At 68.7% G+C, this 6,167-nt stretch carries 7 protein-coding genes; 5 read left to right on the top strand and 2 right to left on the bottom strand.

The window, feature by feature from the left end; translation table 11 throughout:
- Together ACWGE0_RS30780 and ACWGE0_RS30775 are read left to right on the top strand one after the other, a co-directional pair.
- The coding region (locus ACWGE0_RS30780) for a sigma factor-like helix-turn-helix DNA-binding protein (protein ID WP_452264400.1) at positions 1 to 213 on the top strand (213 nt) is incomplete at its 5' end.
- Positions 206 to 1,048: a hypothetical protein gene (locus ACWGE0_RS30775; RefSeq protein ID WP_452264399.1), complete on the top strand. Its 843-nt coding sequence runs from the start codon at positions 206 to 208 to the stop codon at positions 1,046 to 1,048. The genes ACWGE0_RS30780 and ACWGE0_RS30775, both read left to right, overlap by 8 nt.
- Here the strand turns inward: ACWGE0_RS30775 and ACWGE0_RS30770 are convergent.
- Positions 1,033 to 2,358 (bottom strand): serine/threonine-protein kinase, encoded by a 1,326-nt coding sequence (locus tag ACWGE0_RS30770; RefSeq protein ID WP_452264398.1) that lies wholly within the window; start codon positions 2,356 to 2,358, stop codon positions 1,033 to 1,035. The two genes, ACWGE0_RS30775 and ACWGE0_RS30770, sit on opposite strands and share 16 nt — an antisense overlap.
- A 69-nt stretch (positions 2,359 to 2,427) precedes the next feature.
- Here ACWGE0_RS30770 and ACWGE0_RS30765 point away from each other — a divergent pair, with 69 nt between their 5' ends.
- The 3 genes from ACWGE0_RS30765 to ACWGE0_RS30755 all read left to right on the top strand — a co-directional run bounded on the left by ACWGE0_RS30765 (position 2,428) and on the right by ACWGE0_RS30755 (position 5,542).
- Positions 2,428 to 3,384 carry a magnesium transporter CorA family protein gene (locus ACWGE0_RS30765; protein ID WP_452264397.1) on the top strand — a complete coding sequence of 319 codons (957 nt, stop codon included), beginning with the start codon at positions 2,428 to 2,430 and terminating at the stop codon, positions 3,382 to 3,384.
- Between the two features lie 13 nt (positions 3,385 to 3,397).
- Positions 3,398 to 4,165 (top strand): enoyl-CoA hydratase/isomerase family protein, encoded by a 768-nt coding sequence (locus ACWGE0_RS30760; protein WP_452264396.1) that lies wholly within the window; start codon positions 3,398 to 3,400, stop codon positions 4,163 to 4,165.
- 273 nt (positions 4,166 to 4,438) lie between these two features.
- Positions 4,439 to 5,542 (top strand): hypothetical protein, encoded by a 1,104-nt coding sequence (locus ACWGE0_RS30755; RefSeq protein ID WP_452264395.1) that lies wholly within the window; start codon positions 4,439 to 4,441, stop codon positions 5,540 to 5,542.
- A gap of 148 nt (positions 5,543 to 5,690) precedes the next feature.
- Here the strand turns inward: ACWGE0_RS30755 and ACWGE0_RS30750 are convergent, their stop codons facing one another.
- Positions 5,691 to 6,146 carry an SLATT domain-containing protein gene (locus tag ACWGE0_RS30750; RefSeq protein ID WP_452264394.1) on the bottom strand — a complete coding sequence of 152 codons (456 nt, stop codon included), beginning with the start codon at positions 6,144 to 6,146 and terminating at the stop codon, positions 5,691 to 5,693.
- Positions 6,147 to 6,167 lie beyond the last annotated feature (21 nt).

The raw sequence follows: 6,167 nt of genomic DNA, 5'->3' as shown, positions 1-6,167 counted from the left end.
GTGGTCGCCCGCATCGACGCCCGCTCGCACCTGCGGCGGATCGCCGGCGCGCTGGCCAAGATGCACAGCACCGACCGCGACCTGCTGCTGCTGGTGTCGCTGGCCGGTCTGAGCGTGCAGGAGGCCGCGGAGGCCCTCGACCTGAACCCCGGCACCGCACGCTCCCGGCTGCACCGCCTGCGCGCCAAGCTGAAGGAAGTGGAACATGCGTGACGTGCTGGACGACGACCTCGCGGAGCTCTACCCGGTGCGGGGCGCCGACGACGTGCGGCTCGCCCGGTTGCGCGAGCAACTCTTCACCGAGAAGCCCCGGTCCCGGTCACGGCGCTGGGTCGGCATCGCGGCCGCGGCCGTCGCGGTGGTGATGATCACCGGTCTCGTGGTGACGCTGCGGCCCGAGTCACGGGACGCGCCCGCCACGTTGCCGGTCGTGCCCGCCAGGTCGTTGCTGGAGGCGGCGACCATGCTGGAGACCGCGGAGCAGCCGACCTCGGGGTTCCAGCACGTCAAGTACGTGCTCTGGCAGCAGATCGACGGCAGGGACGGCTGGGGGATCACGGACGTCCAGTTCCAGTACGACGCCTGGATGCCCGTCGGCAAGGGCGAGACCGTGGTGATCTACCGCAGGCCCACCGGCGAGCGGCGCGCGATCGCGGGCGAGCAGGCACCGCTCGACGTCCTCGTCGACGGGAGCCGCGGCCCCGTGCTGTGGTTGACGTTCTGCGCGGCCGCCCCGTGCCAGGAGGAGAGCCTCACGCTGCCACCGAACGCCACGACCGCGGCGGACAAGCTGTTCCGCTCCTCGTACGCGCTGCTGTCCCCGTTCACCACGAACAAGGAGAAGGCGGCGATCTACCGCATGCTCGCCGAGTCTCCCGAGATCCGCTGGGACAACGGGAAGGTGTCGGTGGAGGGCGGCAAGACCGAGTTCACCATCGATCCCGCGACCGGCAAGGTCTCCGGCGCGGAGGACCCGATGGTGGTGTCCGGCGGAGGAAAGCTGTCCATCGCCATCACCTACGACTGGGTCGCTCAGCGACCGTCGTAGGACCGCGGCAGGTACCAGGCCAGGGCGGCGCGCAGCTCGGCGACATCACGCTCGCGCCGCCGCCTGGTCCGTTCGTGGGCGATCGGGAACACCCGCACACCGCCGTGATGCGCGCCGAAGAAGCGGCGCGGTGCCGGGTCCTTCAGCCAGACGACGACCCACGGCCGTTTCTTGTGCGGCACGACGCGCACCCGTGCGAGCTCGTACCACCAGTACTGGTGGAACTTGCCGTTGCGCGTGGTCGCGATGCCCTCGCGGCTGATCTCGATCACGACCTTGCGGCGTGCGGCGGCACCGAAGTACCGCGCCGCCCGCACGACCAGGACGCAGAACGCGGCCAGGGCGAGCAGCTGCGTGGCGCCGTTGGCCTTGGCGGCCGGGTCGGCGATCGCGGCGGCCAGCAGCGCGGCGGCGAGGTTGGTGATGCCCCACGCGACCGGCACGACCCGCGACGTGGAGAACGTCGCCGCGGCCGGGGTCATCGGTGCGGGCAGCTTCGAGGTCGGCGGCTTCGGCGTGACGACCTGCGAGAGCAGGCGCGTCACCTCGGCCGGTTCCGGGCGCTTGGCCGGGTCGCGGTGCATGCACTTCTGCACCAGCGGCCGCAGCGCCTTGGGCACCCCTTCGATGTCCGGTTCGCCGTGTGCGGCCTTGTACAGCAGCGTCGCCGTCGGGCCCTCGCCGAACGGGCCCTTGCCCGTCGCCGCGTAGACCAGCACGGCGCCGAGCGCGAAGACGTCGGACGGCGCGTTGACGTCCTGGCCGGTGATCTGCTCGGGCGAGAGGAAGCCCGGCGTGCCGAAGACCATGCCGGTCTCGGTCAGCGCGGTGTGCTCCATCGCGCGCGAGATGCCGAAGTCGATCACGCGCGGCCCGTCGGCGCCGAGGAGCACGTTGGACGGCTTGAGGTCGCGGTGCACCAGCCCGGCGCGGTGGATCGCGGTGAGGGCGTCGGCGAGGCCCTCGGCCAGCCGGCGCAGGTGGTGTTCCGGCAGCGGGCCGTGCCGTTCGATCGCCTCCTGCAGCGTGGGGCCGGGCACGTACTCCGTGGCCATCCACGGTCGCGCCGCGCGGGTGTCCGCGTCCACGACCGCCGCCGTGCCGGCGCTGCCGACCGCGCGGGCCATCTGCACCTCGCGGCGGAACCGCTCGCGGAAACGGGGGTCGTCGGCGAGCTCCGCACGGGCCACCTTGACGGCGACCTGGCGTCCGTCGCTGCCTTGCCCCAGGTAGACCGTTCCCATGGCACCACGACCAAGCCTGCCCAAGAGCAGGTAGTCGCCTATGCGTTGTGGTTGGTCCACCTTCACCGGATCGAGGGTAGCGGGAGTTGGGCGTCAATCCTCACATCTGAGTAGATCTACGTATCGTTGTCGCCCATGGGCCGGACCCGCTTGTACCGCAACGGCGAACTCGTGGACCGCGACTTCCCGGTCTCCGACGTCGCGCGCCACCTCGAAGATCCGTCCGCGGTCGTGTGGTTCGACCTTTGCGCACCATCGGAAACCGAGATAGGTCTGCTGCGCGACGAGCTGGGACTGCACGAGCTCGCGATCGAGGACGCCATGGCCGAACGCCAGCGCCCCAAGGTCGACCGTTATCCCACCCACCTGTTCCTGAGCGTGTACGCCGTCTCATATGGCGACCACGAGATCAAAACGTGTGAGGTCGACGTCTTCGTCACCAAGAACGCGTTGGTGACCGTCCGGGAGAACGAGTCGTACGACCTCGCGGGCATGCAGCGCCGCTGGGACGCCGCGCCCACGCTGGCGGACAGCGGTGTCGGTTTCCTGTTGCACGGCCTGCTCGACGACGTCGTGGACGGCCACTACGCGGCGGCCCAGCAGCTCGACGACGACATCGAGGCGCTGGAGGACCGCATCTACCAGGAGAAGCCTCACGTCGGGCGCAGGGCCCTGCAGCTGCGGCGGGCTCTGGTGCAGCTGCGGCGGGTCGCGTTGCCGATGCGCGAGGTGCTGGGCTCGCTGGTGCACCGCGAGCACGACGTCGTGGACGACGTGATGATGCCGTACTACCTGGACGTCAAGGACCACGCGCTGTTCACCACCGAGCTGACCGAGTCGATGCGCGAGCTGGTCACGAACCTGCGCGAGGCCGAGGTCGCCGTGCAGGGCAACCGGCTGAACTCGATCATGAAGAAGGTCACCAGCTGGGCCGCGATCATCGCCGTGCCCACCGCGATCTCGGGCTTCTACGGCATGAACGTCCCTTACCCCGGCTATGAGCAGAGATGGGGCTTCTGGGTGGCCACGCTGGGCATCTTCGGCCTCTCCTACATCCTGTACGTCATGTTCAAGCGTCGCGACTGGCTGTGAGGACCGCTTTCCGATGAAGATCCACCTGACCCGTCAGAACGAGCTCGCGATCATCACGATCGACGCCCCGCCGTTGAACCTCTACGCGCTGGACCTCGACGCCGAGTTCCACGACGCGTTGGACGAACTGGGCGACGCACGGGCGTTGCTCGTCAACGCCACCGGACGAGTCGTGTCCGGCGGTGTCGACGTGTCGCTGTTCGCGGCCCAGGAGTACCGCGAGGACGCACAGGCGTTGTTCGACCGCATGCTGCTGCTCCCCCAACGCCTCGCCTCGCTGCCGATCCCGACCGTCTTCGCCGCGCACGCCCTGTGCCTGACCTGGGCGTTCGAGCTGGCGGTGGCGTGTGACCTGATCCTCGCCGCCGAGAGCGCGCGCTTCGGGCTGGTGGAGAAGGTCGTGGGCCTCACGCCGACGATGGGCGGCACGCAACGCCTGGCCGCTCGCGCGGGCGTGGGTCGCGCGAAGGAGTTCGTGATGACCGGCGACCTCTACGACGCGGCGACCCTCGAGCGCTGGAACGTCGTCAACCGCGTGTTCCCTGACGAAGGTTTCGCGCTGGCGGCCGAACAGTTCGCTTTGTCTCTCGCAGTCGGCCCAACGCAGGCACACTTTGCGACCAAACAGGTGCTCGCACATTTCGAGAACGGCGGCGTCCCGCAGGCGGACGCTCACGTCACCACCATCGCGTCGGCGTTGTTCGAAACCGAGGACCTGCCACGCGCTGTGCACAGCTTCCTCACGGACGGTCCCGGCCGCGCGACATTCCTGGGTCGCTGATCTCACACATCAAAGAATCATATGGCTCGGTGATAAAACCGTGATCTACCTGCTCACACGGATGGAGTATTCCCTACCGGCAGGAAGATGACCTTGGGGCACAAGGAGATCCGCTTGACTCCTCCCGTCCGTCCGTGCAGTGTGCTGACCGTTCAACGGCCCCCGTACGACTCCGTCGCACGAGTTTTGTACACATTCCGCAACGGCCGACGACACAATTAACGAGCGGTTCACGGTCCCCCGTCGTGAGCGCGCGTGGAGGTAGAACCAGCCGTGAAATTGAGATTGGCCGTGCTGCTGACCGGTGGTGTCATCACGCTGGCCGCCTGTTCCCCAACCAAGGCGGCCCAGCCGACACCGGTAGCCGAGAGCACCAGCGCCACCTCGACCAGCACGTCCAGCAGTTCCGCCGCCCCGAGCAGCAGCTCGGCGGCACCCACCAGCTCCACGACCAAGTCCGCCACCAACGGCCCGGTGAAGCCGCCGAACCCCGGCACCCCCGCGCCGGCCGGTTCCCCGGGCTGGAAACTCACCCAGGGCAACACCGGCCTGGCCGCGCACGGCCTGAACTGCGACTCCCTGCCCGTCTACACCGGCCCCGGTTCCCCCGGCGCGGGCACGGTGATCTCGGGCAAGCGCATCGAGCAGTCCCTGACGCTCTTCGCGGGCAACATCACGATCGAGAAGTCGTGCATCCGCCCCAACCGCCTCGACGAAGCCGCCCCGCTGGTCACCACCAACGGCCCGTGCGGCAGCAACTCCTGCCAGGTCACCGGCGCCCCGGTGACCATCCGCGACTCGAACATCGACGGCTCGAAGCTCTCCGCGTCGACGATCGCGAAGTCCTGCGCCTTCCTGGGCGTAGGCACCCTGCAGCGCAACTACATCAGCGGCATGGGCTCCGGCATCTGCTTCTACAACACCGGCAGCTCCCTCAACGGCCTCGCCGAGGGCAACTACGTCCGCGGCCTGCGCACCGCCGGTGACGCGCACAACGACGGCGCCACCGTCCGCGACTTCCCGCTGGACCGCAACGCCGGCCGCACCCTGACCTTCCGCAACAACCGCATCGACTGCTCCACCGGCCAGGACACGGGCGCCCTGTTCATCCAGACCTACGGCGGCGACATCGACAACGTCACCGTCGAAGGCAACCTGCTGGAGGGCGGCGGCTACCAGCTCGGCCTCGAGTCGAGCCACGGCAACCAGTACGGCCGCAACATGAAGTCCATCAACAACCGCTTCACCGGCAGCGGCTGGGGCGCGGCCTACGTGACCGCGAACGGCGTCGGCTACAAGTGGGCCGTCTGGCAGGACAACTTCCTGCTGGACCCGAACGCGCCGGACGCCAAGGGCAAGGCCGCGGGCACTCCTTAGCCCCCGGTACTCCGCAAGGGACAGTGCAGGTGCCCGCGGAACCTCTCCCGAACAACACGGGAGGGTTCCGCGGGCACCGGCGCACCAGGCGGCACCACCGGTCCGGCCGGGCCATCTTCCTGTTCAGCTGAGCGGCGTGCTGTGGGGGCTAGGCGTTGTCACGGTGCTTCAGCCACCGCGAACTCAGCGAATCCCAAATCGCCTGGTACCTCTCGAACATCTCCCGGACCCGCTCCACCTCCACCTCATCAACCGGCGTAGACGCGATGTAGTACGAAAGATCGTCCTCCAGCCGGTGGAACTGGTAGCTGGCCTCCTCCATCAGCACCCACAGCGACCGCCACGCGAAAAACGGCTCCAAAGCGGACACCACGGTCACCACCGCGACGAGTGAGAACGCCGTGCCGGTCCACGGGTCCAGGTTCTGCAGCCCCAGGATGATCGTCGAGGCCGCCGACAGCACCAGCGTCGTCAGCCTGACCACAACGGACTTCCAGCGGAACCGATGCTTCCGGGCCCGCGCATACGCGTGGCCGCGTTCGATCTGGGAGCGGACGTGGTGGGCCAGTTCGAGCGGCTTCAGGCCGGACGGCAAGTCGGTCACGCGCCGCAGAATAGTTTCCGG

It is taken from the genome of Lentzea sp. NPDC054927 (assembly GCF_053610285.1).
This window is presented reverse-complemented; position numbering and strand designations above follow the sequence as displayed.